Below are 26,329 nucleotides of genomic sequence, written 5' to 3'. Positions count from 1 at the left end.
GGTACATAAGAAAATGCTTGAAGCGCAGAGTAATAAAGAAAAAATATCACCACCGATTAGAAAGTTGATAAAACATTCAGACCTGCCAGAGAAAATCTCAGCATTGTTTGCCTCAGCAGCAATATGAAATCCAACAGTCATTTACGGTCATAGGGGTATTTGTACCAAAATAAACGAGATTAGCAAGTATTTCGGCTGGTTGAACAACCATAATATCTTAAAAATCATCAAGCCTGGGTTGTTTTTTCCAGGTAGTATTGATAGTTGCCCTCGTAAATTCTCATCTCACCGTGATCTATAAAGAAAACATTGTTGACTAACGAACGAAGGAAATGACGATCATGGCTGACCAGGATCACTGTGCCAGTAAACTGTATCAAGGCCTGGAGCAGGACATCTCGTGATTGAATATCCAGGTGGTTAGTCGGTTCGTCTAAAATCAGGAAGTTGAGGGGCTGGCCCAGTAATGTTGCCAGCACCAGTCGGCTTTTTTCACCACCGGAGAGTATGCTGATCTGTTTGTCGACCTCGTCACCTTGGAAAAGGAAGGCGGCGCAAAGGTTTCTGATAGAGCCGATGTTGGCTTCGGGCAGCACAGCTTGAACGGTTTCAAAAACCGTACTGGCCGGGTTGAGTACATCCATGGCGTGTTGGCTGAAATAGCCTATGCTGACATTGGCACCGATAGTGGCGCTGCCGGTTGTCGGTTTTGTGATGCCCGCTAATACCTTCAGGAAAGTTGACTTTCCGGCTCCGTTAACACCAACAACTGCGATTTTTTGTGTTCTGCGGATGACACCGTTGATACCGCTGAAAACTTTATGCTCGCCCCCATCCGTGAGGGGCCATAGTTTGCTGAGATTGTCGATATTTACCACATCGTCTCCACTGCGTGGCAGTTCGTTTAATTCGAGTCTTATGGTTCTTTGTTCTGGCGGCAGGACGATGCGGTCTATCTTTTCAAGTTTTTTGACCCGAGACTGAACTTGAGCTGCGTGTGAAACACGGGCGGCAAATTTGGCGATGAACTCTTCTTCTTTGGCAAGCATCTCCTGTTTGCGTCGATAACTTGCCTGTAGCTGGTTGCGACGAACTTCTCTTTCCTGCAGGTAAAAATCATAGTTGCCGTTGTATGTGGTTATGGTCTGGTTTGCTACCTCAATAATGCGGGAGACAATACGATTCATGAAGTCACGATCATGGCTGGTCATCAACATGGCCCCTTTGAACTCTGTTGCTAACCAGTTCTCAAGCCAGATGATTGATTCAACGTCGAGATGGTTGGTCGGCTCATCGAGCAAAAGCGCATCGGGATTGATGGTAAGAATTTTTGCAAGGGCGATGCGCATCTTCCAGCCGCCGCTGAATGATTCCACCGGCTCCAGGTATCGAGCCGGGCCAATTCCCAGGCCGGTGAGCACTGCTTGTGCTCTGGATTCTAATTCATAGCCACCTCGATGTTCAAACTCCTCAGCTATGCTGCCGTATTTCTCCAAAAGATCGGTCATGGCCTCGTCATCCATGGGCTCTGCCATGGCGCTTTCCATCTGACGCATCGTTTCGCCCAGTGCGACTACATCAGAGGAGGCGCTCATTACTTCTGCTAGAGCGGAACGGCCTTGCATGTCACCTACTTCTTGGGAAAAATGGCCGATTACGACATTTTTGCCACATGAAATCTGGCCGGTATCGGTCTCTTCTTCACCGGTAATTAGACGAAAAACAGTACTTTTGCCGGCACCATTTGGCCCGACAAGACCGGTTCTTGTTCCTGGCAGAATTTGCAGGCTGGCATTTTGAAAAAGGATTTGTGAGCCGTGTTGTATGGCAATATTGGTAAGATGGATCATCGATTTCCTTCAGTATGAACAACGATTAAAGATTAAAAGATTATGAGTTGTAACTATGACAGGCAGGGTGTTTTACTCTCTGCTGATAGCGAAAGGGCCGCAACTCTGGCAGACGGGCATCACTTCAATGCGGTTGATATTAACATGGTCTGGTTGCGTGGTTACCCAGAAAATAATGTTGGCAATATCTTCGGCGGTGAGGGGTTGGGTTCCTTCATATATCTTGGCAGCTTTTTCTTCTTTGCCATCAAGGCGTACAATGGAAAACTCTGTTTCAGCCATACCTGGTTCAATGTTTGTTACCCGAATTTTTGTGCCCAAGAGGTCGGTCCGCAGATTGTTTGAGAACTGTTTGACAAAGGCCTTTGTGGCGCCATAAACATTGCCGCCGGGATACGGCCAGTTGCCGGCCACTGAACCAACATTTATTATGTGACCCCTGTTACGCTCAACCATGCCGGGCAGGATGAAGCGGGTGCAGTACAGAAGCCCTTTTATGTTGGTGTCCACCATGGTTTCCCATTGGTCTAGATCTGTTTCATGGGAAGGGACCAGGCCAAGAGCAAGGCCGGCATTATTAACCAGAATGTCGATTTCCTGGAACTCTGGGGGCAAGTTGGCAAAGTCATTCTGTACCGCCTTTTTGTCTCGGACATCTTGAGTGATTATGTGTACGTCAACGGCAAGAGTCCGGCGCAGTTCCTCCAAACGGTCAGTGCGCCTGCCGGTAAGAATGAGTTTGTTGCCATTTTGAGCAAATAATTTTGCGCAAGCCTTGCCAAAGCCGGACGTTGCGCCTGTGATTAAAATCGTTTTTGCCATTATTTTCTCGTGGGTTTAAAAAAATCTGAGTTGTGCGTAAAGTTGTTGTTGTCAAAGTAAACTCAATAGCAGTTTTCAGAAAGAGTTTTTTTGTTGGAATGGGAGCTGGTGGAATAAAAAAGGCCATAGTTCCTATTGAAGAAACTATGGCCTCTTGGATTAGCCAGCTTTGTGATCAGATGCGGGCCTGGGCTGAAACCTGTTGCTCTTCTTGCATTTGCAGAAGAGATTTTACCTGAGACATGGTCAGGAAGTTTCTCTTTATGGCAACTTCACCGAATTTCTTTTCATCGGACTCCTGACAGAAGAGGATCTGTTTAAGCTCTTTTGGGGTCAACCAGTTGTTGAGTATGGCAAGCTGGCCAATGTTTGTAACCTTGTGAACATTTCTGGCCTCAACCGCTGCTACAGCTTCTTGAGCCTCTTCGGTGGTGAATAACTCTCTCTTCACGTTAATAATCCAGGCAGGGATTGAAATCGCAAAGAAGATAACTCCGGCAATAAGCATTCTCTCAGCTCTGAACCCTTCGGCTGAGACACCAAAAGGGTACGCAAGCATGGCGAAGTAAAAGAGAGAAAGGGTCATACATGTTGCGGTTTTCCATAGTCCACTTTGTTTCTGTTGAGTTGTTAGAGTTTTCATAGCCGTCCTCCCTTTTTATGTTTTGGCTTTCGCCTTTGTCTTGGTAGAAATGCACTCTTTGTGCCAACACCAAATTTAATGTTATTAAAGGGCGGGGATGGGATCAATGGTGCATTGCAGCTGAATTATGATTGCAATATTGCAGGGTATTGCAATGCAATATTGCAGAAATGAAAGGTAGGTTGATTGATTGATTGGCTTTGTGCCGATCTATTGCGAAATCTTCAGAGTTCCCTTGCGTAAGTTCTCAATGTCATCGGGAGGACAGTACTCCAGGGTGAAGGTATTTGCGGGCAGGTCTTGCTGCCTGAAAATCTGTTCTGCCTCACCGCAATAAATTCGCAGTTCTGAATTTGCACTGAGCAGTTTTACATCGGTGAACTTTGCGGTGATCTCATTGTTGAGTTGATTGCGAAGGTCGCTCAGCTTGTCCAGGTGAGGATTGATTTCTCTGACATGCGGGGCTAATTCCGCTTCTTTCTGGCGATAGGCATTGATAGACTTGAGCAATAAATCCACCTTGCGCAAGACACTATCATCGAATTTATTATCACCTAAAATTACTTGGAGACGATACGCAGCAGGAGTGATTGTCTCGTCGATGGATGTTTCCACAGAATGAAACCCTGCTACGATAACAGCTTTAATCATATCGAGAATTTCTATGGCCTCGGGCTGGATTTTTTCGAGCCTTTTTCGAACGATGGAGTTGAGTATAGCCAGATGATCGACAACTGTTTCAGCTAAAAGCTTAAGTGGTTCGCTAAGCTCGTGAATTTTTTTGTTTAGATCTTTTACTCTGGAGGCAGTTTTTTCAACTTCACAGAATAATTTTTCCCCAAGTGTAAAACAGTTAGCTCCGGAAAAGTTGGTGGATTGTGAAAGGAGCTTTTGGGAGTGGGCATTCAGGCTCATGCATGTGGTGCCGGGTTCAAAAACAATCTCTTCAGAGGCATGCAGGGCCGAGTTGCTTGTGTTTTCCTTTACAATAATTGTTTCTGCCCTAACAGTTGCGTTGATAATACTGCCGGCGGTGAGTTTTTTGTGGGCGGTGACCGAGCTGCCGAATGTGATAAGATCGGTTTCTACGGTATCGGCGACAACGGTTCCTTCAATGGCTTTATTGACCTTGATGAACCCCTTTGATTGTATTGAAAATACACCCCGAATGCTGCCCTCGACTATGATATTCGATTCACAGCCTAACTCTGGGTGCGCAACCTCACCTTGATCTCCGACACCGTAATCAACATCACCTTTTATGGTGATTGTGTCCAAAATAGCTATTCGGCTGAGAGTTTTCGGGTTTTTCTCCCGACTAAGAGAATATTCAATGATTCCGCCTTTGCTAGCGTGAAGCAGATAGCTTGCTTCATCTTCAAGGCCAACGGGTTCATCGGTTTTAACAACACTGTCCTCATCCCATTTGACCTCAATAGGTATACCGTTGGCTTGATTAATGCGCTTACCGTAGCAGTTTATACCTGGATGGCCGTCGGTGTGTGTATATATTTTGGCAAGGAGATCTCCAGCTCTTGCCGCGGGAAGGTTATTGACCTTTTTTAAGTCGATATTGCCTTTGGCATCAACCGAGCCAGACTCTCTTTGCCAGTGAAAAACAAGGACAGAGAAACCGTTAAGTCCGTTTGTTGGTTCACAGCCTTGAATGGAAAGTAACTGCTGTTTGTTGGGATCCAAAAAAACGATGATGGTAAGGGGAGGTAACTCGTTTTGAGGTTTTACTGAAAACTTAACCGAATCACCATTTTTGAGTTTCATGAGAACTTTGCCCGGCAAGCTAAACTTAAACGAATGCGTAAGAAGCCGTTCAATGGCAAGTGCTAAAATCTCAGGGTCACAGTCTTGCACTTTCGGAAGACGCATTTTGGCTTTGGTGGTGGTGAAATTCAGAGAAATTGAGGCGTGAATGGACTTTGCGACCCTGGTGACAAGGGCATCAATATTTTCGTCAGCCATTGATTTCCGTTCGTTGTTAGAATCCATGGCAAGTTCCCTTTGTCAAAACCGTTTACTTGTAAATTCAGAATGTATTAGATACATTTGCTGGGCAGATTTAAAATAAATTTTGTCCTGAAATAAATTTAACAAGTTTTCTGGTGTGATTACCACTCATTTTTTTGCAGACCTTTTAGTGCCTTAAAGAGTATTTTCTTGTTTTTTTTACAAGAAAATACTCTGCGAAAGGCACTTATCCCGTTCATCGGGGTTTGTCTGAAAGGAGTGTGGCATGATGAGTTATGGTATTACAGTCTGAAGTTTTGTTGCCGGACTATGACTACTTCAACCGAACCTGCTTTAACGATATAGCTTGCTAATCTGCCTGAACTCGGGTTTAACCTCCCATCAGTATACGAACTATACTATAGCTTTTTTTGTGGGCAGATAGATGAAGTACTGATTACAATCCTTTTAAATCCTTTTTGTGAAATGAAACAATATCAATACGTTGCATATAATAAATCTGGCCATGATGTGGAGTTCTGGGTTTGTGAGAGCTGCCGAAAGCAAAATAACAGCCTTATTTTGGAAGGCAAATGGCGTTTGATTGATAGGCAAGATGAAGAGGGATTGACTTGTAGTGAGTGCCATTGCGGAGAGAAAAAAGAGGCTGAGCAACTTTAACGGCACCTAAATCAAAGAAGTTTCTTTTGCGCATGCCATCTTCACATTTGCTGGGGATGGCTTTTTTGTTTTTTCAGTTTGTGCACGCTTTTATGATGGAAAACCGCGAACAAAATTTGAATAATTGAGATTGTTATATTGTCTGATACATGTAAAAAATGTGCTGAATGCTGCAAGCATTATCCACTTGTTGATCTCTCCGAAAATGAAATAAGGTCTCTTGAAAAAGAGACGGGGAAAGACCCTGATCTGTTTACAAATAAAAAAGGTAGATCAGTAGAAGAGTACTTTTTGCAATTTAAAAAAAATGGAGAATGCTGCTTTCTGGTTGAAGGGAATGGCGTTTTTTCTTGTAGCGTATACGATGCCAGGCCGGAAATTTGTAGAAACTATCCTTCAAGACTCATTCAGAAAGATGTCTGTGAGGCAAAAAGAAAGATTTTTATGGAGATTTCTGGCGCCGCAGGACTAAGATAATGGTATCCTTAAGCTTGACACTGTTCTAACCCTTCCAGACTTTTAAACCACAAGGTGATCCCATGAAATTGCTTGTCCGAAACCTTAGCCGCTCTACCACAGAAGCGGAACTTCTTGAAATGTTTAGTAGCTACGGGGCCGTACAATCCTGCACCCTGGTTACTGATAAAGAAACCGGCAACTCAAAAGGCTTTGGTTTTGTTGAGATGCCAAAGCCTGGGGATGCCAAAGTAGCGATGAAGAAACTTAATGGTCAGGATGTGGCTGGCAGTAAGATCCGTGTTAAAAAAGCTGAGTAGAGCGATAAACGCAGCCTCCAAGGGAAATGCCTGATTTTGCAAAGAGCAGTTTCGATTCCTTTTAAAATGACGTGAGAAGATGGACGACAGCAATATTATAGAGTTAACACCGTTTCGAGCGGATCTGACGCGTGCTCTGGCACGACGGGGTGAGCGTCTTCTGGCCTCGACAGACCTGGCCGAGGATGTTGCCGAACTTGAGCCCTTAGAGGCGTACTATATTGTCAGGGAGATTGGCCTGGGTCAGTCCCTGCCGGTTCTGCTACAGTTAAGCCCGCAACAGTTGGAGACCTGTGTTGATCTGGATTGTTGGCATCGTTACGACTTTGCTGCTGATAGTCTTGATGAATGGCTGGCTGTTTTTTCACTTGCTGGCCCAGAAACATTGGCGCAGACTTTTTTTAGCCTGGACTATGTGGTGCAGCTTCTATTCCTGGCCCAGACCGTCACGGTGTACGACCCTGATACAGATCAAGTTCCACCTCAGGATGAGGATGATGAGGACAGTAAAACTAGGGCCATGACCCCAGATGGCTTCTACCTCTTGGAATTAAAAACTGAGCTGGATTTGAAGGTTCATCCGTTTACCTTGTTGGATGCGATGTACATGTTTGATAATGCTGCCACTCACCAACTTCTTAGCGAGGTCCGAGTTGATTTGCAGAGTCAGATTGAAGAAGAAGCTCTGCGTGTTCGCAACAACCGGATGCAGGATATCGGCTTTGTGACACCGGACGAGGCCAATGTTTTGTTCTCCAAGCCAACCAGTCATGGTGCGGTACCCCGACCTCTTAAACCGGTACATGATCTCTTTACCGGAGTGCCATCTTTGTACGCCACGCCCTTTATTGAAACGACTTTGTTACAGCGGGCCTTATCGCTGGTTACTGATCTGGAGTTTTTATCCCGGCTGGAGCAGGAGGTTGTGTGGGCAATAAACAGTGCCATAATCGCCTACGGTGAAAAGACGAGCGATACGAATCAGATTACTGATATTGCTAAGCGGGTCCGGGACACCATCTCTTTGGGCTTGGAATCACTTTTAGTTCAGCATGAATCAGACTGTCTGCTGGATGGGCCGGAGGCAGCGGCTAAAGCATGTGATCTGCTGGCGGATTGGTGTCTGACCGATCTTTTTCGGCAGGGCTTTACTGTGACACAACCCCTTAAGCATGAAGCGCAAAAAGCCTTGCGTGAACCACGGTTTCGTGAGTGGTATAATCTCTCGGATGCTTTACAGTCGGAAAATTTGGATGAAGCGGGCGATCAGCAGGATCGAGCCTTTGTATCTGCTTTGCTCGGTCGGCACCCCTTGCGTGGTGGTTTTAATTCTGCCAATGCTGAAGAGGTTAAAGCTTTTGGCCGCCTTGTGGATGTCAAGGAGGCTCACGAACGTTTGAAACAGTTACTTGTCAAGGTCTGTCGTTAACACAGCTAGCAATAAGGTCACTAAGCCATTGTCCGAAAATCACCTGGTCTGGCAGCAAAACTGGGTGGTTGTTTTTTTACGCTCCAGTTTGTCATACATTTCAAGCATTTTGTGATAGTTTGGATGAAGTGTTGTGTCTATCAGAAACTCTTCGCCGTTGACTATACGCAAGGCTTTTTCAACTTTTTGCCGTCCAAATATTGTAAGCAGAGCACTCTCATACTCCTCCCAGATCAGCTTTTTTTTGTCCATCCAGATGAGTTCTGCGACAACATGACCTAGCGTATTAGTGCCGGACTCCAAGGCAGCTATGGCCTCTTCTCTGTTGCCAAGAATCAGATGTATTTGCGCTTTAAGTTCAAGCATAGAGAAACTGTTTTCGAAAATAACCCCGATATAGCTTTCGACATTAAGGGAGTCGTCGAGAGAGTCAATGTTTTCTAAAATTTCCTCGGGGTTGAAATCCTCAAAATGCAAAATCATGTTGCGAACCAACTTGCCGCGATTTCTATTATTGTAGATCAAGTCATCTATGGGGTAGACTTCAGATATTCCAGGGACAAGTATCTGGCACGAATAAAAGCCAAGGAAGTTGTATTCTCGCAGATATATCTCTTTGTTCATGGTTAAAAGGATGCAGGCCAGGAAGTTGCTTTCGGCCTCGGTACCTTCACCCTGATAGTTCCATGGGGCGTATTCAAAACTTTTTGCTGAACTTAAGAATCCAAACCCCAACTTGCCATTTGAGTCGATAAAATGCAGTTCAAGGTTGAAACTGCCAGACACAAAGTTCATGTCAAAGGTAGGTACTTCAAAGGAATCCAGGTTTTTTAAATCGCGACCTTGCATTAACTCAGTCATGGTCCGTTCAAGGGAGACTTTTAGAATTGGATGGGCGCCAAAGGAGACAAAAAGGGATGATTTCTTCGGATTAATCAAAGAGATTGCAGTGACAGGGTACTTACCCCCCAAGGATGCATCAAGAACTTCAACGATATATCCAAGTTCACGCAGGGCCAGAACATCACTGTACAGTCCTTCAAAGGACTCGATGATCGCATCGGGAATTTTGGGTAGGGCATAGCCGTTTTTAATGATTTCGATTTTGGCATAACGTTCGAAAATCTCACTGAGTGCTTGAACCTGTGCCTCTTGTGGCGTGTTCCCAGTTGCCATCCCGTTGCTGACGTACAGATTGCTCAAGATGTTCAGTGGAATATAGACCATCTCCCCTGTTGATCGTTTGGCAAAGGGCAGTGCAACTATCGCATTGAGGTAATCACTATTGTAATCAACCAGGTCTTCATCGGAAAGTTCCCCGTCGGGATTATAGATCAGGCGCAGTTCATCACTTAAATATGCCCCGCCAAACTCAAAGGCAACTTGGTCTGGATAATACTTTCGATCCGGCAGGTGAAAGTCGATAAAGAAGTTGTTAGTCTGGAGTCGTTCGATATATTCACCTAAGGCGCTGGCAATGGATGCCTCTGAAATAATACCCTTGCCGTTGGCGTAGATATGATTTGGTGCTTCAACGGAGGCAAGATTGACCGAGTAGCAGTTCTTGAGCGGGTGCTTTTCGTGGGAAAAAATAGTTTCACAGCCAATGTCTGCCAGAACAGCTTTCATCTTGGCTATTGACTCTTCCAAGGGAGCATCTTTTGATAATAAATTCATCTGTACCTGGTTTCTCCTCTTGAGATTCTAATGCGCAGTTATTTTCGCCAAATATGCACGAAAAGAGTAACAGTTTTATGATATCTACTCTATGCTGAAACAGTTGACATTCAAATTAACGCTATGTAGGGTAGTTCTATGTCCCAAACAGTCCGTTTGACCACAAAGCACTACCCATTTAACAGCAAGACAATGAGTTTCGAAACAGGGATGCCGGAGGATTTCAGCCGGATTTTCGGGAAGTGGGTTGGGCTGGGATGAACATAACTCAAAAACTACAATTACAGGGATAACAATGGGCGGAGAAACCGAAAAAGAGATTTTGAAAATTCTTGAAGATGCCATGGCCCGCGAAAAGTCAGCCCATAATCTGTATAAAAGGGGTGAGGAGATTGCGGTTAATGATGAGATGCGCAAAGTCTTTGCCCTGCTGGCCGCTGAAGAACTTAATCATGAGAAGCTGATCAAAGAGATGTTTTATGACTATAAGAAGAAGCTCGGTCTTAAACTCTTAGGCGATGAGAGATGAACATCGCCTTGCGAAGAGGGTGTCGTATTCTGTTCGAGTGGTTATCCGGCCGTAGGAATAAATTCGTAAAAATGGGTATCCTATGAAAAGCGCTCTGATTTCCATAGTAGTGGTTTTTTTTATGGGTATACCTCTCAGCCTGACAGCAAAAGACTCGGCTGGTCCTTTACCGCAAACGACTCTGAGCACCACCAATGTTTTCGTTATTCCTGTCTCTGGTGATGTGGAGCCAGTGATGGCGGCCTATATCAAGAGGGCGGTTGCTGATGCTCTGACTTCCGTTTCTGAGCCTCTTATCGTTCTTGAGATTGATACCTTTGGCGGCCGTGTTGACGCAGCCTTGAACATTGTCGATACCATGATGGGTATCAGCAGGGGGCAATCGATCGCCTTTGTGAAGACCAAGGCCATTTCAGCAGGAGCCCTTATAGCGCTTTCCTGCAACTCTCTGGTGATGAGGCCCAGTACTACCTTGGGCGATTGCGCGCCAATCTCATTTGACGGGAATGAGGCCAAGATGCTCGGTGAAAAATTTCAGTCTCCCTTGCGGGCGAAATTTAGAACTCTGGCCCGTAAAAATGGCTATCCACCCGCGCTAGCTGAATCAATGGTGAGTGCCAGAATGGAGGTTTTCAGGGTTTCATTCCCGGATAAAACCCTTTATCTGGACGCAGAGGCTCTGGCGGATCTTTCGGAGGCTGAAACCAAAATGATAGTGAGCAAGACCACGGTGGTGGCCAAGGACGAGCTGTTGACCATGGACGATGCTGAGGCCCATGAGCTTGGCTTTTCCACGATGACCGCTGAAAGCATAGAAGATATGCTTGGCAAAATGAACATCAAAAATTTTGACCTGGTACGGCTGGAGCAAAACTGGGCAGAGTCGTGGGGTAGAAGAATTGCCATGATTTCGCCAATTTTGATGATTATTGGAATGGCGGCACTGTACACTGAATTTAAAGCGCCCGGCTTCGGCCTGCCGGGGATTACCGGCTTGATCTGTCTGGGCCTTGTTTTGTTTAATCAGCATATTGTTGGCCTGGCTGATAACCTTGAGCTGATCCTTTTTGCCTTGGGTCTTATTTTATTAGGTTTTGAGGTTTTTGTTATTCCCGGCTTTGGCATTGCCGGAATCTCCGGTTTTATGCTCATTGGGGCCGGGTTAATTTTATCGTTTCAGGATTTTGTCCTGCCTGATCCAGCAATGCCATGGCAGGCAGAACTTTTTGCGGCAAATCTGACCAGGGTTCTGATCGCCTTAGTTGGTTCGTTTCTCCTCTCCCTGGCCTTTATCCGTTACGGTCTGCCGCGACTGGGTCGCTACGTCCAAGGCCCGTACCTGGACGATACCCTGGCTGACTCTCATGCGCCGGCTCAAGAAGCGATGCAGGTTGCAGTGGGGCAAACCGGACTGGCTGCCACTGCCTTGCGCCCTGCCGGGAAGATGAATATCGGTGATAGCAATATCGACGTGGTTGCTGAGGGTGTTTTCATTGATAAAGGGAGTGTGGTGAGGGTCATAGCTGTAAAAGGAAGCCGGGTTGTGGTTGCGCCTGTACCTGATGAAGGCAATGGTTGAGGATTAAACATGAAAACCATGGTTTTGCCGATAATTCTGCAACTTGTCGGAGTTGCTGTTGTTTTTGCGGAGATATTTATTCCATCCGGAGGACTGCTGGGCCTGGTTGCGGCTGGCTTGTTCGGGTATTCGCTGTTTATTGTTTTTTCGGATGTTTCAAGCATGGCCGGGGGCTATTTTCTGGCAGCGGATATCATTGGCCTGCCATTTATTATCGCGTGGGGCCTTAAAATGCTGGCGCATTCTCCTGCAACATTAAACAATACTCTTTCCAGTCAGGAGGGTGTGATAGCCCAGAACCCGGATCTGGAACTGTTTGTAAATAAGACGGGAGAGGCTCTTGCTGATCTTCGGCCCAGCGGCCCGGCTCGCATTGATAACCAACGAGTGGATGTTGTCAGTCGTGGAGAATATATAGATAAGGGCAGTAAAATAATGGTAGTGAAAGTGAGGGGTAATCAGGTTGTGGTAGCGCGGCAGCCTGATGACAGTAATACAATAAAATAGCAGTGGTATCGCTGTTATACGACGGTGGTAGCATTGGTAGCCAATGAGGGGGTGAGTTTATGAATATTGCAAATCTTGGAGTTCTGGTGGTTGGTGCAGCAGCACTGGTGTTGGTCTACTTTGTCTGGTCAGCCTTGGCGTTGTGGATTCAGGCTCTGGTCTCAGGAGCACGAGTTGGGTTGGTGAGTATTATTTTTATGCGTTTTAGGAAGGTGCCCCCCCAGATGGTTGTTGGGGCCAAAATCATGGCTGTAAAGGCTGGAATTGACCTTTCCACTGACAATCTAGAATCTCACTATCTGGCTGGTGGAGATGTTCAGCGGGTTGTTCAGGCTTTAATCGCGGCAGACAAAGCCAATATCGAGCTTGCGTTTAATCAGGCAGCGGCAATCGATCTTGCTGGGCGTAATGTTCTTGAGGCCGTCCAGATGAGTGTTAATCCAAAGGTAATTCAAACTCCAAACGTTACCGCAATGGCCAAGGATGGTATTCAGCTGAAAGCTATTGCCCTGATCACAGTTCGTGCCAACATTGACAGGTTGGTTGGTGGTGCTGGAGAGGAAACAATTCTGGCACGAGTCGGCGAGGGCATTGTTTCTACCATCGGTTCGGCGGTGTCCCATAAATCGGTGCTGGAAAATCCCGACATGATTTCCAAAACCGTACTTGCTAAAGGTTTGGATGCCGGAACTGCCTACGAAATTCTCTCTATTGATATTGCCGATGTGGATGTTGGTAAAAATATCGGTGCCGAACTTGAAACCGATCGGGCTGAGGCTGATAAAAAAATCGCCCAGGCCAAGGCCGAGGAAAGACGGGCCATGGCCTTTGCGGTTGAGCAGGAGATGACTGCTCGAGTGCAAGAGATGCAGGCCAAGGTTGTGGAGGCAGAGGCCCAGGTGCCACTCGCTATGGCTGAGGCCTTTCGAAGTGGTAATCTGGGGGTGATGGATTATTATAAAATGAAAAATATTGTGGCAGACACCAAGATGCGCAGCGTCATTGGCGGAGAAGATGAAGTTGAGCGCAGTTGCGAGGATACTAAGAAAATCAAGTAATGAAGTCCATTGATTGAGGTGTCGATATGGAAAAAAAAGAAGTTCTGTTTCTCTTGATTTTTATAGCCTATTGGGCCTTTGCTTTTCTTGCCAAAAGGTTTAGTGCGCGACAGAAAGAGAATCCGCAAGAAAACAAAGGTTTTACGTTACGGGTTCTGGAGTTTATTGCGGCACTGAAGGAAGCCGGTGATAATGAACTGAGAGTTGATGGTGAAGGCTCACAGTGGCGGCCAGCGCCTGCATATAGTGATGAATTTGTGCCTCCTCTGGTTCCCGAAAGTCAGCCGGTCGAGAGCCAGTCAGCCAGGCCTGTTGGTCGTAAGGTTGTCCAAAAGCCTGCTGCAAAAATAAAAAAAGATCCGTCGCCAACGGTAGTTATGTCAAGAAAAAAGGCGGCAGGAGTTAAGTTCTCTAAAAAGAAATTGCGTAAGGCTGTAATCTGGGCGGAAATTATTGGTACTCCAGTTGGTCTGCGGGATAGTTAGCGGGTCAGTTGGCAATGTACTTTTATTTCAAGCAAGGCACGCTTTCAGAGCAGAGTTGAGAGTAGGGTATTTGAAAGAAAAGCCTGCGTCTAAAAGTCTTTTTGGGTAGACTTTTTGGCCGGTGGTCAGGATTTGGGCACCTTCGCCAAACAGGATATTGAGTACGAATTCCGGTACTGGCAGGATTGTGGGTCTTGATAAGATTCTTCCGAGTTCTTTGGTAAGTTCCCTGTTCGTTGCAGGCTCTGGGGCCGTCACGTTATAAATTCCGCGGCATGATTGGTCGGAGATGACAGTCTCGAACACTTTGGTTAAGTCCTCAAGATGAATCCAGGAAAAGGCTTGTTTTCCACTGCCTATTGTTCCTCCAACGCCTAATTTGAATGCCGGCAGCATCTTCTGTAACGCACCACCATCCTTACCCAAAACAACCCCTAAGCGCAAAACAGTTGCCCGGACACCGAGGCTTTCGGCAGCAAGAGCCGCATCTTCCCAGGCGCCGGCAAGGTTTCCAAGAAATGTATCGGCCCTGTAGTTATTTTCCTCAGTGTGATCTCCCTCTGAAGCGTAAATCCCGATGGCTGAAGCAGACAGAAAGGCCTCTGGTTTTTTCTCCATTAATGAGATTGCCCTCACAAGTTTCGTGGTGAGGGTTATTCTGCTGTCGTAAAGATTTTTTTTGAATGATTCTGTCCAGCGTCCGAGCACTGGAGCGCCTGCCAGATTAATTATCACCTCAACGCCAGCTATTTTTTTGGCAAGAACACTCTCTTCACACTGAAAATCGATCCGGCCAAGCGGGATAACTTTCCAGCCTTTTATTGTTAATGTTTTTTGCAGATAAGTGCCGACAAACCCGGTGGCGCCTGTCAGGGCAACTGTTTTTTGGTGTTTGGCTCCTGGCATTATTTCTGCTCCATCAATGGTAAATAAAAAATGTAGTTATTCAGGTGGGGCCACCCAAATAGTTTCAATAAAATTAGAGGGCTAACTCTCCTAATGCAGTTGAAAATAGAAGATATTGGGCTTTGTGCTGCTTGGATTGAGACTGAATTTCTAGTATAAGCTCGTGGGGCGCGAGATTAGTAGGTGAAAGATCAGAAAATTTCGAGATATAACCCCACATATGGAGCAGTGAGTTCTGGAGCCCTTTGTTTGATGGAGGTGATTGCAGAAGAGACACGAACCCGAGAGCTAACTCATCAAAGGCAATTGAGTTTTTTGCCACACGCCTGCCAATTTGTTGGTACAGCTTATAGTCTCTGGCCATTACTGAGTACTTGTGTTGAGCCCAAAGTTCTTGGCTGTTTTTAGGAAGGGGAATTCTTCCACAGGCCTTATTGCTGTATTTGTCGTGCAATATCTTGTACTGACGTCCAGGAGAATCAATAAAAATTTTCGGCCAGACTGGCTCCTGATTTCCCACACTTAAAGGGCTATGATGATTGAAGTCTCGCAGACGCATTTCCGAGACCAGTAGTGCGTGCCTCACAACGAGAGCTGCCATACAGTTTTGCCAGCGTAATGTTTCTGGATGTCTCGAGTACCCTTTTTTGCCATTGGTCAGGATAGAAAAGATACCATGCAGCTCTCTATGCTCTCCAAGCAGACTCTTGTCATTCAAAAAACCTGGATTAACGTCCCATATCCTCATTTTTGAGCGCCTTATCCTGGCAAAGCTCTAAATTCAGCTTTGCTTACGCTGGCAGTTAAGTTACTCTTCTCCGGCGCCAATCAAGGGCAGAGTTTTTTCTACACGGAAGTAGACAAGATGTTTGGGGCCTTTGTCTTTATCTTCTTTTTCTGAGAGAGACCGCCGGGTCATTTTCTTTATAAGCGCTTCGTCAACGCTCTCTTCGGTTTTTTTAAGCAAAAGGCGTGTTCCTGAGTACCCACCGCCACTTTCAATGAAAAGGTAGGCGGCAGAATCAGTTGATTGTAAATTGCTATAAGTCAACCGCTCCCGCATTATAAAGGCCACGCTGCCATCTTCTACTACATGTGGTTTTGAATATATTGCAGTGTTCACAGTTCCATCGCTGTCAGCTGTGGAAAGCACCCCTGTGCCTGTTTTCGTTTCAAAATATTCTTTAAGGTTCATTGTGTTTCACCCCTGTTTTATCAGTAATGTTTTTTCTATGTTCTTTATGGCCTAGTGTTCTGTCGAGATACCCATGTTTCTCAAGTCTCGTAAAACGCGGACAACCTGTTTCTCGTTGCAGTCCGTAATCTTGTATGTATTCTTTGTCCCGTCTAGAAAATAGATTATAAAATTGCCCTTTCCGTCCGTTAAGGCTTTTCTCACGTATCTACTATGTAACCACGGATTAATTTCTTCGAGAAAATCATGTATGCTACAGCCCTTCATGTTGAGCCTCCAATTATTTTTATGCTTTAAAACCCCTCATTGGTTTGTGTGAGGGGTTTGTACTTTATCAGGTTTTTGTCGGTCGTACTCTTACCTTCAACAATAAGTCGGAATTGTTTTGACACAATAGGTAAAAAAATATAGTAAATTAATTATAAAAACTACCATTGCGTGGTGCTGATGGCAGATAAAAATATATACAAAGTGGTCATCGATTCGCTCTCTGCCCATAGAGCTATCGAGACTAACAGGTCCTGGCAGCAGTTTGGCAAAGAGAACAAGCTCACTGGTTCTGCGGACTGTGTCGGTATCAACTACCTTTTTATCTGCGATCAGGCAAGTAAATTCAGGTGTGGTATGCTGTTCGAGTTGTTTGACACAAAAATTGTTTAACCTGAAAGAGAAAAACGCAAATGGCACTCAATAGAATTGGTCTTCTTACCTATCCTCTGCAGGCTGTTTTTCAGTATCAGCCGGGTAGGGATCTGCTGGGCTCTTCTAACGCCTTCAATACTGTTGACCAATTGCGCATTAACACCGAGGCCGATATCGCCCAAAATGTATCTGGCCAAAACGCCCTGCTCATTACCGACACCTTACGAAATTTGAAGTTCACCCCACCAGAACCGCAAGACCCGTTACTGCCAAATACAACACCGTATACTATTTTACCTTTGGCCGAGTTTGACAACTTGAATCTGATTCGTCAAAATCCGTTGCTTGATGTCGGGAGTCAGCAGGCTTTGAATCTGGTTTCTGTTGGTGAAGACCAAGAACGTAGTGTGGTACCTAAGCCGGTAGAGCGGGGAGCGGTTCAAAGCCTTACCTCTGAACCCCGGACATCAGGTAGTTTGCCAGCCCCGGCAGAAACTCAACCTGCAGCCTTAGTGGTTGGTGGTTCTTTTCAGAATTCTGAAAATCTAACCAACTCGGCGAACACTGTTGGGGGCTCTCAGCCTGTTGGGCTGTCGACATCGAGTCAAACGCCAAGTGATTTGCAACTTGGTGTTGATTTTCCAGCCAGCCAGGCCCTGAATCCGGCGTCGTTGCCATTTCTTTTGCATCCCTCCCGGACACCATATGCGCTGGCCGCTTATGAGGTAAGAGAACAGGTAGTGATTCCCGGGGAGCCCGAGCCCGTGAGTCAGCAAGTTCAGCCTATATCACCTGTCGCAGGGGTGCAAAGTATCGATGGCCCCAAAGTTCAGGTGGCGCAGGAAAGGGGCAGGGAAACGCCGCGCCGGCAGACTCAGCCATCAGCCTCATCGTCAGTAAAATCTATTAAATACATGCTTAAAAAGGCCAACGAGGATCTGATTGCCAGAGGCTCACCGCTTCATCTGGTTCTTGCCCAGAACGAAACGGGATTTCAGTTAGATGTATACGATTGCTCTTTTCCCGGACTCTGTTCCTTGACACATGATGTGTCGCTTGAACTTGAGAATTTAACGACTATTCTGGCCAATCTTGCCAACGAAACAGGGCTTATCGTGGACAGCAAATTATAAGTTGACAGTTCATTAATGATCATTTACGAGAGTACTAATTTACAAAAAATGGAGTGAGAGATGGGCAAGGAAATTGGTTTTGTCGGTATGGGGATCATGGGGGAACCTATGGCTCAAAACTTAATTTCAGGGGGTTTTACCCTTACTGTTTATAATAGAACCGAGAGCAAAACCCTGCCCCTTAGGGATTCAGGTGCCGATGTTGTCACATCAGCCCTGGCAGTTGGCAAAACCAACGAAACGGTTATCCTGATGTTGACCGGACCAGAGGCTATTGAGGCGACACTGTGGGGGGGAAATGGCCTGATTGGCACAGGGTCAATTTGTCGAACGGTCATTAACATGAGCACTGTATCGCCAGCCTATACAAAGGACTTGAACGAAAGACTTGCTGCTAACGGTGTTCTCCTGATTGACGCACCTGTGTCCGGTTCAAAAAAACCAGCCCAGGATGGAACACTTGTTATTTTAGCCGGCGGTCCTGAAGAGGTGGTTGAAAGCCTGGAACCAGTTTTTCTGAAAATGGGGAAAAAAGTTGTATATTGTGGTGAGGCTGGGTCAGCTTCGACTATGAAGATGGTTGTTAATCTTCTCTTATGCACAATGGTGAGTGGCTTAGCCGAGTCTTTAACCCTTGGTGAGAAATGCGGTTTGTCAAAAGATGCGATTCTTGAAACGGTGTTAGCCGGGCCTCTCAGCTGTGGATTGTTCAACTTAAAGGCGGAGATGTTTACAACAGGAGACTATCCCGTGCAGTTTCCATTTAAACATATGTATAAAGATTTGAATTTTATCCTGGCCACTGCCCAAGAAAACGGTATGGCGGCAGAGATTGGCGAGACACTCCGGAAGCTCTATGGTGAGGGGATGCAACAGGGTTTTGCCGACCTTGATTTTGCAGCAATTAAACAGGTGATCGAGGCAAAATATAACTATGATTAAAAAAGATATTTTCAACAAGGATGTTAAGGGACGCCTTAAGTCCTCGGCAAAGGATAAAATATACCGGTTTGTTATGGCCGACAGTATGATCAAAGGGGCTGTCGTTCACTCAACCCAGATGGTTAAAGAGATGCAGGCAAACCATGAAACAGGGCCGTTGGAGACTCTGATACTGGGGCAGGCATATATTGCGGCAACTCTTATTTGCTCGGGACTCAAGGGTAAGAATGACAGGATAAGCATGACGATACAATGTTCAGGTCCTGTAAAGGGGCTCGATGTTGAAGCAAATGTGTTTGGCGAGGTTCGGGGATACCTTAAAACACAGCGCATAGAGGTTGAAGATCCCCAAAAGATGGGTAGTCTGGCAGCACTATTCGGACCTGGTTTTCTTACGGTGACTCAATATCTGGAAAATGCCTCTGCTCCCTACGCCGGGCAGGTGGCGCTCGAGTACGGCAGCATTGCTGAGGACCTGGCTAATTATTTCTTGGTCTCAGAACAGCTTCCTTCCGCATTTAAATTAAGTGTGTTTTTTGATGGTAATGGGGAGGTTCAGGGCGCAGGTGGAATTTTTCTCCAGGCCCTTCCGGGCGTCGATCCTGCGATGGTAAGTGAGGCGGAAAAAGTGATTCGGGAGATTGATTCATTAGGTGAACTGTTTTCAAAGGGACAAACTCCAGAAGCGATACTTATGGATACGTTTTCAAGTCTTGAACCGAAAATATTAAATAATACCCGTGTTGAGTTTTTCTGCAGATGCTCAAGGGACAGAATGGCAGGGTATTTAAAAAGTCTGCCCGAAGAGGAAAGAAAGGATATGCTGGAGAATGGTCCGTTTCCTGTGCAAACGCGCTGCCATCATTGCAACTCAGTATATCAGTTCAGCAAGGAAGATTTGATGAATACCGATGCATAATATTTGAGTACTTCATAGCGGAATACAAAAAAATGCTTGAGGAGCATTTCGCAGATTATTACGAGAATTTTGATAAGTACCTTAAGGGAAAGAACAAGGCTCTTAACTAAAAAAAGAAGGGGACTATGACGCCAGAGGCAATGAGAGCAAAAGCAATAGATCTTTTCACCAGAAGAGAAACAAGGGACACTTCCCGTATTTATTAACCCCTGATCTTTTTCAAGTTAACTTCCCCACATGCCAACTATGCCCGCGTCATAGCCCAGGTACTTGGTGGATAACAACCTGTTGGTTGTTCCGCATACTGAAAGTTCACTGGCGCGGGGTATAGGGTTGATAAATTTGGTCTATGCACAGTATCTGAATCGTAAGATCAGGGCGACCAAGTAAGAGGTGCAGAGCGCGATAACAAATAGGGGAAGTGTCCACCTTTACCCCGTAAAAATTTAATCTGGCCCCTTTTTCCTTTCAATTTCAACGACATTTCATGCACATGAAATCCCTGTGATGCAAAACCGGACAAACAGGTACAATGTATACATTTGAATACACACCTCAGGCAGTAAAATTGATCAACCCACGTTTTTTTGCCGTTGCAAAAGAGAGTACAGATCTTGATCAGATGCGCAAAAAATTAGCCACTCATCTGTACATCATTGAGCTCGAGTCATCCGAAGCATACGATCAAGATGCCGCAATTTTTGCCCGTATTCGTGATACCTCACAAGTTCTTCGCAATATGCTAAAAAAAAGATCGGATGACCTTGCCGGTTTTTCTATGGCCCAAGCGATTTATGATATGGCTCATGAAAATCCGCGCCTCGATTTGACTCCCGCCTTTTATGCGGATTTACACCATCTTCTTTTAGGAATTCAAGGCAAAGGCTCCCGTAAGTCTTTTGATAACATCCATCTGTCTGCCATAAATGATCAGGGAAGGCCTGCGGCAATTCATCGTTCCCGACAGCTGGATGAAATCCGCACAGAAGTTGATCAGAAAATTAGTCAGTATAAAACCGGACTTGACACGCGTTCGATTGCCAGACGGAACAAAAGGCGCGACAAAATTATTACAAGATTAAATGCCTCATTGGATGATTGGCAGAACTGGCACTGGCAAATCAAAAATATTCTCAAAGATCCTGAAATTCTACAGGAGCTCGTTAAACTGAGCAGAGAAGAAAAAAAGGCGGTTAAAACGGCCAGGAACCATAACCTTCCATTCGGAATTACACCTTATTATCTCTCACTCATGGATGACGACCATAACCGGCGTGACATTTCAATCAGAGCCCAAGTTTTACCTCCCGCCGATTATGTGGCCCAAGTCATTTCCTATAAAGAGAAATCTGGATTTGATTTTATGGGAGAGGAAGATACGTCGCCTTTCGACCTGATTACCCGAAGATACCCGGCGATCTGTATATTCAAACCTTTCAATACCTGTCCACAGATCTGTGTTTACTGTCAGCGTAACTGGGAAATTGATGATGCCATGTCCCCACAAGCATTTGCAGGCATGCAGCAGGTCGATGCAGGTATCAAATGGATCAAAGAACATCCAACCATACACGAGGTTCTCATAACAGGCGGCGATCCACTTGCTATGGGCGATGTAACAATATCCAACATACTTGCTAAAATAGCTGATATTCCGACTGTTGACAGAATACGAATTGGCACCCGTATACCTGTTACCATGCCAATGCGCATTACAGCCGATCTGGCTGATATTCTTGCACAGTTCCGGGAGTTGGGAAGACGGGAGGTGGCCATTACCACTCATATCCAAACCCCTTATGAAATCACACCTGAACTCGTCAAAGCGGTGGAACGTCTGCGCTCCCGTGGACTCCCTGTGTACAACCAGTTGGTATACACCTATTTTGTTTCCAAGAGATTTGAGGCTTCAGCCCTGCGAAGACACCTACGTTTGATCGGAATTGACCCATACTATACTTTTAACACAAAAGGAAAAGATGAGACGCTGGCCTATCGTGTCCCCATTTCAAGACTGGTCATGGAACAGCAGGAAGAGGCACGGCTGTTGCCCGGCCTGGAAAGGACAGATGAAGCAGTCTTTAACGTGCCGAGGCTGGGGAAGAATTATCTCAAATCAAGAGATCATCGAGATCTTCTTTCGATCTTGCCGAATGGCGCCAGAGTGTACGAGTTCTATTCCTGGGAGAAAAATTTATCCAATAAAACGAACACTTACTCTTCCATTGATGTGCCAATTCTGGACTACTTAAAAAGGCTTGAAAAAGATGGGGAGAACCTGCAGTATTATGACACGATCTGGTATTATTTCTAGTGCCTTAGTGGTTGTTTGCTAGACGTCTTACGCTTATGCTTGTCTAGAGACAAAGGAGATGTTGTTGCTTTATTGCTTTAAGGGCTTCTCCCTCATGTCCATATATAGAATGGAGAAACAAGGGACACTTCCCGTATTTATTAACCCCTGTTCTCTTTCAAGTTAAATTCCCCACATGCCAACTATGCCCGCGTCATAGTCCTGGTGCTTGATGGATAACCACCTGTTGGTTGTTCCGCATACTGAAAGTTCACTGGCGCAGGGTATAGGGTTGACAAATTTGGTCTATGCACAGTATCTGAATCGTAAGATAATGGCGACCAAATAAGGGGTGCAGAGCGCGATAACAAATAGGGGAAGTGTCCCCCTTTACCCCACGGTAGGCAGGGCCGGCTATGACTTGGCCACCAAGGCCACATCAACAAGTAATTGTGACAAGAATAAGGTTTGAGATTTCTCTGGAAAGAAGTTAGCTAGAGAGGGATAATAGTAGTATCAACCATTCTAGCGGAGAACACTAATGCACCTACAGAAACTAATGGATATCATTGTAAATGAAAAAACGAGAGAACCGTTTATTTGTATTAAGGATCTTGTTACGAATGGTCTCTCCCTGGATAGATTTACTGATGATAGTTTTGGACCGGCGTGCCGTCATGAAATAACCCTCTTTCTTGCTTCTTGGTGTAAACTTGTTGGTCTTAAAACAGATATCTATCGTGATTGGCTGACATGCTACTGCGTAGATGTCCTTTCCATAATTTCTTCAAGTTCAGCATCGCAAATTCGTCATAGTACCAAGTCATCTATCAATTATATCCATCGTAGTGACATCCAATTTTCTTGCAACTGCGAAAACAATATCTTCAAAGCTCTGTGTTCATCTGATTGTCATGTTTATGATGAGATGAAGGATATCTATTTAAAAAAACTTGAGACAGAGCAAAAGAAAATTGAAGAATATCAAAGAATAGCAGAGGCAAATAAACCCGACGACACAGCCCCAAAGCCTTTATCAGTTTATGAACGATATAAACAGCAATTCGAGGAAGCTGTTTCTCTAATCAAAGAATATCTTGAAAAGGGGGATACGAAAAAGAAAATCGCTGTTCTTCTTAACGAAAAAGGATACAAAACAAGCACTGGAAACGACTGGACAGCAGCTATAGTCTCTGGGGTTGCTATAAAAAAAGGGTGGACACCTAAGCGAAAAAAACATACGGAAAAACAAACACCGTCCCAGTTAAAGTTATTTTGAAATTTGACATTACAATCAAATGGCGACAGCATTATCGAGCCATTGATTCGCCAGATCCTTAAGTATCAAGCGTTAGTAGCGGTATGATGATTTTATGTACCACTTAATTTGGGGAAAAATATTGAAAGTTTTAACCAGGCTCAAAGGAGGTTCTAATGTTTAATAAAAAAATGTTTGCGGGTATGAGACGTGTCGGCGTAGGTGTTGCCATATCAAAAAGTAAATTGTCAAGTGCGATGCTTGAAATACTTCTTCAGCTCCCAACAGGAACAACCAGATTAAAAGAAACAATTGTGGCAAACATGGGCATTGTAGGCCAGATGGCGGCGACACGAGATATTACTGTTGCGTGGAATGAAACAAAAAAGAAAGCTGTAAAGGATTATCCTAATATATTCATACTTGATGGTCGTAAAGTGCTCCACTGGAATGATGGTTCAAGGAAGATATTGGACACGAAAATTTCATCCGTAAATTTCAAAAAGCTCAATGAATTGGCAGATATCGAGGGTTGCACTGTGAATCAACTTATGTCAAAGCTGATATCAGTCTATAAGAAAAATGTAACGGCCCAATAATCTACGAGATCCCTATTTTAGATGAAGAAATTGAAAAATTCTTCGGGATCAGTATTGAGAGGCATCAAAACAAATTCATAACTATAAATTCCTATCGAAAGGAGGCAGCCAAAGCTTTAATGCATATACTTCGCCGACCGGAAAGCACAAACAGTATAATTGCATTACCTCCGAGTGGCTTAATGGGCGGTTATTGGCGAGTTTTGAAGAACACAGAAGGAGTTGTTATTGCTCTCTCAGATAAGCCAGAAAACCTACTCAAAAGAATTACATTTTATGACATCGATTCTCAGCCAATCGAAAAACAGCTAACAAAAAAAGAAAAACAATTGTATTTTCGAGAAATAAAAAAGGATTAGAAATGCTCAAAAAAGGATTTATCCCAAACAAGTTAAGGCCATGGATTGAGGCAAGGAATAAATATAACTTGAGTCATACCCAAATTCAGATGGCCAGGGAACTTGCTTTAAATCCAAAAAAATTAGGTAGTCTTAGCAACTCTGAAAAACAATTATGGAAGCTCCCACTAGCAGAGTTCATCGAAGACATTTACTTCAAACGCTTCAAAAAGAGAAAACCAGACAGAGTAACATCTATTGAGCAATCGGTGGAAGATAAAACAAGAAAAAAAGCTGAAAACAACGCACACAAAGAAATGACAAAGATATAATCTATACGTGTCTGTCCGCACGGACACTCAACAAGAATCTAGACTGATTCATATCCCCATTACAAGAAATTCAATATGGAAAAATGTACAGCATGTAACGCCCGGAAAGGAAAAAGAAAGTGTAAGGCCACTGAGACATTTATTTGCAGCCTATGTTGTGGTCAATCACGAAGTAAAGACAAGTGTGATGGTTGTTCTTTTTACAAAGATCCTGAGCATACGAGAAATTACAGGAAGGTGCCATTCTATGAAACTCAAGAGATGTCTAATAGTATGGTTTTACCGGGCATTTCTAACGTTATTGAATCAGCGATAGTACAATTCTACTATGACAATGACGAACTTGTGACGGATAGCGATGCTGCCCGGATAGTAGAACTCTTAATGGATCAATATCATTTCAACGATGAAGAGCCCCGTGCAAGTGACCCACTGCATACGGCCGGTTTCGATTTCTTATCTCTGGTGATCAAGGGTGATCTTGATGATATTTCTGAAAAAGAACTGGTGAAGGTTTTGGCTGCGATATATAGATCTATCCAAAGAAGAACTGATGGCCGGATAGAATATATAAATTTTGTTCGCAACCATGTTATTTAGCGCCAGGGTTACGCATGGAGTGATATGTTTTGCTCAAGAAATTAGGCAATAATAGGTGGGAGAAACAAGGGACACTTCCCGTATTTATTAACCCCTGTTCTCTTTCAAGTTAAATTCCCCACATGCCAACTATGCCCGCGTCATAGTCCAGGTGCTTGAAGGATAACCACCTGTTGGTTGTTCCTCATACTGAAAGTTCACTGGCGGGGTATAGGGTTGACAAATTTGGTCTATGCTCAGTTTCTGAATCGTAATATCAGGGCGACCAAGTAGGGGTGCAGAGCGCGATAACAAATAGGGGAAGTGTCCCCCTTTACCTCTTCCATGTATGCCCTGCTTTTGACATCAACCTAAACGGGAAATCTCCTCAGGAGATATGTGGACTTGACGCTTAGTGGGAATGTCAAGCTCGACCCAAGCTGTTCTTTAATTTTACTCTGACCCCATTTAACTTTGCCATTTAACTTGCAGGAGAAACACCGTGGCCGTACCCGATTTTCAGTCCTTCTTTTTGCCGCTCTTGAAATTCAGCGCAGACGGCGAAACGCATAGTTTGAAAGATGCTTATGTCGTGATGTCGGAAAATTTCAAGATGAGTGATGCTGACCTGCGCGAAATGTTGCCCAGCGGAAAGCAGACCACTTTCAAGAACCGGGTCGCATGGGCCAATGTATATCTGGCCAAGGCACTTCTCCTGGAGAGGCCCAAACGGGGATTTTTTCGAATTACAAAGCGAGGGAAGGAGTTACTCGATACGAACCCGACAACTATTCGCGTCAACCAGTTAAAGGAGTATCCAGAGTTTGTGGACTTCCATAATCCCAGCGGCATGCAAAGTAAAGAAGATGACAATGTCAGTGCCAATAATGAGGAACGTACCTCCACTCCTGAAGAAATATTTGAAAACGCATACCAAGAACTTCGCAGCAGTTTGGCTAGCGAACTTCTTTCTTATACCTCAAGCAACACCCCTGAGTTCTTTGAACAATTGGTGGTAAAGCTCTTGGTCAAAATGGGTTATGGAGGCTCGATTAAGGATGCTGGTAAAGCCATGGGCCGTAGCGGGGATGAAGGAATCGATGGCATTATTAAGGAAGACAAGCTGGGCCTTGATGTAATCTATATCCAGGCCAAGAGATGGAAGGGCTCTGTAGGGCGTCCCGAAATACAGAAG

28 protein-coding genes are annotated in these 26,329 nt (G+C 44.9%); 20 read left to right on the top strand and 8 right to left on the bottom strand.

The window, feature by feature from the left end; genetic code table 11:
* Positions 1-227: 227 nt before the first annotated feature.
* The 4 genes from HQK80_07685 to HQK80_07670 form a co-directional block, all read right to left on the bottom strand.
* A complete protein-coding gene (locus HQK80_07685; GenBank protein MBF0222096.1) occupies positions 228-1,850 on the bottom strand; it encodes an ABC-F family ATP-binding cassette domain-containing protein in 1,623 nt (540 codons plus the stop codon).
* Between the two features lie 72 nt (positions 1,851-1,922).
* Positions 1,923-2,672 (bottom strand): SDR family oxidoreductase, encoded by a 750-nt coding sequence (locus HQK80_07680; protein ID MBF0222095.1) that lies wholly within the window; start codon positions 2,670-2,672, stop codon positions 1,923-1,925.
* A 175-nt stretch (positions 2,673-2,847) separates the two neighbouring features.
* The gene (locus HQK80_07675) at positions 2,848-3,315 is read right to left on the bottom strand and encodes a hypothetical protein (protein MBF0222094.1); all 468 of its coding nucleotides are present in this window, start codon (positions 3,313-3,315) and stop codon (positions 2,848-2,850) included.
* A gap of 210 nt (positions 3,316-3,525) precedes the next feature.
* Entirely contained in the window at positions 3,526-5,319 is a 1,794-nt protein-coding gene (locus HQK80_07670) for a DUF342 domain-containing protein (GenBank protein MBF0222093.1), read from the bottom strand.
* A gap of 444 nt (positions 5,320-5,763) precedes the next feature.
* On the opposite strand from HQK80_07670, the gene HQK80_07665 reads away from it, so the two are divergent.
* The 4 genes from HQK80_07665 (at position 5,764) to HQK80_07650 (ending at position 8,163) form a co-directional block, all read left to right on the top strand.
* Positions 5,764-5,958 carry a hypothetical protein gene (locus HQK80_07665; GenBank protein ID MBF0222092.1) on the top strand — a complete coding sequence of 65 codons (195 nt, stop codon included), beginning with the start codon at positions 5,764-5,766 and terminating at the stop codon, positions 5,956-5,958.
* A 138-nt stretch (positions 5,959-6,096) separates the two neighbouring features.
* Positions 6,097-6,435 carry a YkgJ family cysteine cluster protein gene (locus HQK80_07660; protein MBF0222091.1) on the top strand — a complete coding sequence of 113 codons (339 nt, stop codon included), beginning with the start codon at positions 6,097-6,099 and terminating at the stop codon, positions 6,433-6,435.
* Positions 6,436-6,497: 62 nt separating this feature from the next.
* On the top strand, positions 6,498-6,734 hold the full coding sequence (locus HQK80_07655) for an RNA-binding protein (GenBank protein MBF0222090.1): 237 nt from the start codon (positions 6,498-6,500) through the stop codon (positions 6,732-6,734).
* Between the two features lie 79 nt (positions 6,735-6,813).
* The gene (locus HQK80_07650) at positions 6,814-8,163 is read left to right on the top strand and encodes a hypothetical protein (GenBank protein MBF0222089.1); all 1,350 of its coding nucleotides are present in this window, start codon (positions 6,814-6,816) and stop codon (positions 8,161-8,163) included.
* Between the two features lie 39 nt (positions 8,164-8,202).
* On the opposite strand, the gene HQK80_07645 is transcribed toward HQK80_07650, so the two are convergent.
* The gene (locus HQK80_07645) at positions 8,203-9,840 is read right to left on the bottom strand and encodes a YcaO-like family protein (protein ID MBF0222088.1); all 1,638 of its coding nucleotides are present in this window, start codon (positions 9,838-9,840) and stop codon (positions 8,203-8,205) included.
* Positions 9,841-10,087: 247 nt separating this feature from the next.
* On the opposite strand from HQK80_07645, the gene HQK80_07640 reads away from it, so the two are divergent.
* The 5 genes from HQK80_07640 to HQK80_07620 all read left to right on the top strand — a co-directional run bounded on the left by HQK80_07640 (position 10,088) and on the right by HQK80_07620 (position 13,998).
* Positions 10,088-10,369, top strand: coding sequence for a hypothetical protein (locus HQK80_07640; GenBank protein MBF0222087.1), 282 nt, complete (start codon positions 10,088-10,090; stop codon positions 10,367-10,369).
* An 82-nt stretch (positions 10,370-10,451) separates the two neighbouring features.
* Positions 10,452-11,948, top strand: a complete 1,497-nt coding sequence (locus tag HQK80_07635; protein MBF0222086.1) for an ATP-dependent Clp protease proteolytic subunit — start codon at positions 10,452-10,454, stop codon at positions 11,946-11,948.
* A gap of 9 nt (positions 11,949-11,957) precedes the next feature.
* Positions 11,958-12,455 carry a serine protease gene (locus HQK80_07630; GenBank protein ID MBF0222085.1) on the top strand — a complete coding sequence of 166 codons (498 nt, stop codon included), beginning with the start codon at positions 11,958-11,960 and terminating at the stop codon, positions 12,453-12,455.
* 59 nt (positions 12,456-12,514) lie between these two features.
* Positions 12,515-13,513 (top strand): flotillin-like protein FloA, encoded by a 999-nt coding sequence (gene floA, locus HQK80_07625; GenBank protein MBF0222084.1) that lies wholly within the window; start codon positions 12,515-12,517, stop codon positions 13,511-13,513.
* A gap of 26 nt (positions 13,514-13,539) precedes the next feature.
* Positions 13,540-13,998, top strand: a complete 459-nt coding sequence (locus tag HQK80_07620; GenBank protein MBF0222083.1) for a hypothetical protein — start codon at positions 13,540-13,542, stop codon at positions 13,996-13,998.
* A gap of 27 nt (positions 13,999-14,025) precedes the next feature.
* On the opposite strand, the gene HQK80_07615 is transcribed toward HQK80_07620, so the two are convergent.
* From HQK80_07615 to HQK80_07605, 3 genes are all read right to left on the bottom strand, one after another.
* Positions 14,026-14,904, bottom strand: a complete 879-nt coding sequence (locus HQK80_07615; GenBank protein ID MBF0222082.1) for a TIGR01777 family protein — start codon at positions 14,902-14,904, stop codon at positions 14,026-14,028.
* A gap of 73 nt (positions 14,905-14,977) precedes the next feature.
* Complete coding sequence (locus HQK80_07610; GenBank protein ID MBF0222081.1) at positions 14,978-15,652, bottom strand: DUF1722 domain-containing protein; 675 nt, start codon at positions 15,650-15,652, stop codon at positions 14,978-14,980.
* 60 nt (positions 15,653-15,712) lie between these two features.
* Positions 15,713-16,099: a pyridoxamine 5'-phosphate oxidase family protein gene (locus tag HQK80_07605; GenBank protein ID MBF0222080.1), complete on the bottom strand. Its 387-nt coding sequence runs from the start codon at positions 16,097-16,099 to the stop codon at positions 15,713-15,715.
* A gap of 447 nt (positions 16,100-16,546) precedes the next feature.
* Between HQK80_07605 and HQK80_07600 the strand changes: the two genes are divergently transcribed.
* The 11 genes from HQK80_07600 to HQK80_07550 all read left to right on the top strand — a co-directional run.
* Positions 16,547-16,759, top strand: a complete 213-nt coding sequence (locus HQK80_07600) for a hypothetical protein (GenBank protein MBF0222079.1) — start codon at positions 16,547-16,549, stop codon at positions 16,757-16,759.
* A 20-nt stretch (positions 16,760-16,779) separates the two neighbouring features.
* On the top strand, positions 16,780-17,874 hold the full coding sequence (locus HQK80_07595) for a hypothetical protein (GenBank protein ID MBF0222078.1): 1,095 nt from the start codon (positions 16,780-16,782) through the stop codon (positions 17,872-17,874).
* Between the two features lie 60 nt (positions 17,875-17,934).
* The gene (locus HQK80_07590; protein MBF0222077.1) at positions 17,935-18,816 is read left to right on the top strand and encodes an NAD(P)-dependent oxidoreductase; all 882 of its coding nucleotides are present in this window, start codon (positions 17,935-17,937) and stop codon (positions 18,814-18,816) included.
* Complete coding sequence (locus tag HQK80_07585) at positions 18,809-19,735, top strand: Hsp33 family molecular chaperone HslO (protein ID MBF0222076.1); 927 nt, start codon at positions 18,809-18,811, stop codon at positions 19,733-19,735. Before HQK80_07590 ends, HQK80_07585 begins: the two co-directional genes overlap by 8 nt.
* Before the next feature lie 532 nt (positions 19,736-20,267).
* Entirely contained in the window at positions 20,268-22,049 is a 1,782-nt protein-coding gene (locus HQK80_07580; GenBank protein MBF0222075.1) for a KamA family radical SAM protein, read from the top strand.
* A gap of 520 nt (positions 22,050-22,569) precedes the next feature.
* Positions 22,570-23,307, top strand: a complete 738-nt coding sequence (locus HQK80_07575; protein ID MBF0222074.1) for a hypothetical protein — start codon at positions 22,570-22,572, stop codon at positions 23,305-23,307.
* 155 nt (positions 23,308-23,462) lie between these two features.
* The gene (locus tag HQK80_07570; GenBank protein ID MBF0222073.1) at positions 23,463-23,885 is read left to right on the top strand and encodes a hypothetical protein; all 423 of its coding nucleotides are present in this window, start codon (positions 23,463-23,465) and stop codon (positions 23,883-23,885) included.
* A gap of 119 nt (positions 23,886-24,004) precedes the next feature.
* The gene (locus HQK80_07565) at positions 24,005-24,244 is read left to right on the top strand and encodes a hypothetical protein (GenBank protein ID MBF0222072.1); all 240 of its coding nucleotides are present in this window, start codon (positions 24,005-24,007) and stop codon (positions 24,242-24,244) included.
* Between the two features lie 2 nt (positions 24,245-24,246).
* Positions 24,247-24,555: a hypothetical protein gene (locus HQK80_07560; GenBank protein MBF0222071.1), complete on the top strand. Its 309-nt coding sequence runs from the start codon at positions 24,247-24,249 to the stop codon at positions 24,553-24,555.
* A 261-nt stretch (positions 24,556-24,816) separates the two neighbouring features.
* Positions 24,817-25,155, top strand: coding sequence for a hypothetical protein (locus tag HQK80_07555; GenBank protein MBF0222070.1), 339 nt, complete (start codon positions 24,817-24,819; stop codon positions 25,153-25,155).
* Between the two features lie 481 nt (positions 25,156-25,636).
* The coding region (locus tag HQK80_07550) for a restriction endonuclease (GenBank protein ID MBF0222069.1) at positions 25,637-26,329 on the top strand (693 nt) is incomplete at its 3' end.

This window comes from Desulfobulbaceae bacterium, from assembly GCA_015231515.1.
GTDB lineage: Bacteria > Desulfobacterota > Desulfobulbia > Desulfobulbales > VMSU01 > JADGBM01.
This window is presented reverse-complemented; position numbering and strand designations above follow the sequence as displayed.

Excerpts from the sequence above, each read along its gene's own strand:
- HQK80_07685 (MBF0222096.1), bottom strand. The coding sequence starts at position 1,850 with ATGATCCATCTTACCAATATTGCCATACAACACGGCTCACAAATCCTT.
- HQK80_07680 (MBF0222095.1), bottom strand. The coding sequence starts at position 2,672 with ATGGCAAAAACGATTTTAATCACAGGCGCAACGTCCGGCTTTGGCAAG.
- HQK80_07675 (MBF0222094.1), bottom strand. The coding sequence starts at position 3,315 with ATGAAAACTCTAACAACTCAACAGAAACAAAGTGGACTATGGAAAACC.
- HQK80_07670 (MBF0222093.1), bottom strand. The coding sequence starts at position 5,319 with ATGGATTCTAACAACGAACGGAAATCAATGGCTGACGAAAATATTGAT.
- HQK80_07665 (MBF0222092.1), top strand. The coding sequence starts at position 5,764 with ATGAAACAATATCAATACGTTGCATATAATAAATCTGGCCATGATGTG.
- HQK80_07655 (MBF0222090.1), top strand. The coding sequence starts at position 6,498 with ATGAAATTGCTTGTCCGAAACCTTAGCCGCTCTACCACAGAAGCGGAA.
- HQK80_07650 (MBF0222089.1), top strand. The coding sequence starts at position 6,814 with ATGGACGACAGCAATATTATAGAGTTAACACCGTTTCGAGCGGATCTG.
- HQK80_07645 (MBF0222088.1), bottom strand. The coding sequence starts at position 9,840 with ATGAATTTATTATCAAAAGATGCTCCCTTGGAAGAGTCAATAGCCAAG.
- HQK80_07635 (MBF0222086.1), top strand. The coding sequence starts at position 10,452 with ATGAAAAGCGCTCTGATTTCCATAGTAGTGGTTTTTTTTATGGGTATA.
- HQK80_07630 (MBF0222085.1), top strand. The coding sequence starts at position 11,958 with ATGAAAACCATGGTTTTGCCGATAATTCTGCAACTTGTCGGAGTTGCT.
- floA (MBF0222084.1), top strand. The coding sequence starts at position 12,515 with ATGAATATTGCAAATCTTGGAGTTCTGGTGGTTGGTGCAGCAGCACTG.
- HQK80_07620 (MBF0222083.1), top strand. The coding sequence starts at position 13,540 with ATGGAAAAAAAAGAAGTTCTGTTTCTCTTGATTTTTATAGCCTATTGG.
- HQK80_07615 (MBF0222082.1), bottom strand. The coding sequence starts at position 14,904 with ATGCCAGGAGCCAAACACCAAAAAACAGTTGCCCTGACAGGCGCCACC.
- HQK80_07610 (MBF0222081.1), bottom strand. The coding sequence starts at position 15,652 with ATGAGGATATGGGACGTTAATCCAGGTTTTTTGAATGACAAGAGTCTG.
- HQK80_07605 (MBF0222080.1), bottom strand. The coding sequence starts at position 16,099 with ATGAACCTTAAAGAATATTTTGAAACGAAAACAGGCACAGGGGTGCTT.
- HQK80_07600 (MBF0222079.1), top strand. The coding sequence starts at position 16,547 with ATGGCAGATAAAAATATATACAAAGTGGTCATCGATTCGCTCTCTGCC.
- HQK80_07595 (MBF0222078.1), top strand. The coding sequence starts at position 16,780 with ATGGCACTCAATAGAATTGGTCTTCTTACCTATCCTCTGCAGGCTGTT.
- HQK80_07590 (MBF0222077.1), top strand. The coding sequence starts at position 17,935 with ATGGGCAAGGAAATTGGTTTTGTCGGTATGGGGATCATGGGGGAACCT.
- HQK80_07585 (MBF0222076.1), top strand. The coding sequence starts at position 18,809 with ATGATTAAAAAAGATATTTTCAACAAGGATGTTAAGGGACGCCTTAAG.
- HQK80_07580 (MBF0222075.1), top strand. The coding sequence starts at position 20,268 with ATGTATACATTTGAATACACACCTCAGGCAGTAAAATTGATCAACCCA.
- HQK80_07575 (MBF0222074.1), top strand. The coding sequence starts at position 22,570 with ATGCACCTACAGAAACTAATGGATATCATTGTAAATGAAAAAACGAGA.
- HQK80_07570 (MBF0222073.1), top strand. The coding sequence starts at position 23,463 with ATGTTTAATAAAAAAATGTTTGCGGGTATGAGACGTGTCGGCGTAGGT.
- HQK80_07565 (MBF0222072.1), top strand. The coding sequence starts at position 24,005 with ATGCATATACTTCGCCGACCGGAAAGCACAAACAGTATAATTGCATTA.
- HQK80_07560 (MBF0222071.1), top strand. The coding sequence starts at position 24,247 with ATGCTCAAAAAAGGATTTATCCCAAACAAGTTAAGGCCATGGATTGAG.
- HQK80_07555 (MBF0222070.1), top strand. The coding sequence starts at position 24,817 with ATGTCTAATAGTATGGTTTTACCGGGCATTTCTAACGTTATTGAATCA.